Origin of the sequence: Pseudomonas sp. RA_35y_Pfl2_P32 (assembly GCF_963970735.1) — a bacterium.
Classification (GTDB): domain Bacteria; phylum Pseudomonadota; class Gammaproteobacteria; order Pseudomonadales; family Pseudomonadaceae; genus Aquipseudomonas.
This window is the reverse complement of the sequence record NZ_CAXAQF010000203.1, coordinates 1-523: the sequence shown is the minus strand read 5'-3', so window position 1 is coordinate 523 and position 523 is coordinate 1. Positions and strand designations below refer to the sequence as shown.

Sequence of the window (523 nt, the reverse complement as noted above, 5' to 3'; positions counted from 1 at the left end):
AGGAAAGCGACATCCTCGGGATCGTCGGCTGAAGCTCTTGAGCTCCTGCGCAGGCAGGGGCCCCGAGCCCAACGCTCTGCCCTCCATAATTCTGGGTTCCTGCTCCCGCAGGAACGCAATCAAGCAAAGGATTAGCCATCATGGCAGCCAAGGACGTAAAATTTTCGCGTGACGCACGCGAGCGCATTCTGCGCGGCGTGGACATCCTCGCCGACGCGGTGAAGGTTACGCTGGGGCCGAAGGGCCGCAACGTCGTGCTCGACAAGTCGTTCGGCGCTCCCCGCATCACCAAGGACGGCGTCACCGTCGCCAAGGAGATCGAACTCGAGGACAAGTTCGAGAACATGGGTGCGCAGATGCTGCGCGAAGTGGCCTCGAAGACCAACGACATCGCCGGCGATGGCACGACCACCGCGACCGTTCTGGCGCAGGCGATCGTGCGTGAAGGCATGAAGTCGGTTGCGGCCGGCATGAACCCGATGGACCTGAAGCGCGGTATCGACCTCGCCGTCCTCGAAGTCGT

Annotated in this window: 1 protein-coding gene; it reads left to right on the top strand. The window is 62.7% G+C overall.

Translation table 11 applies throughout. The features are described from left to right. Positions 1 to 140 precede the first annotated feature (140 nt). The coding region (locus AACY45_RS27870; RefSeq protein WP_339548696.1) for a TCP-1/cpn60 chaperonin family protein at positions 141 to 523 on the top strand (383 nt) is incomplete at its 3' end.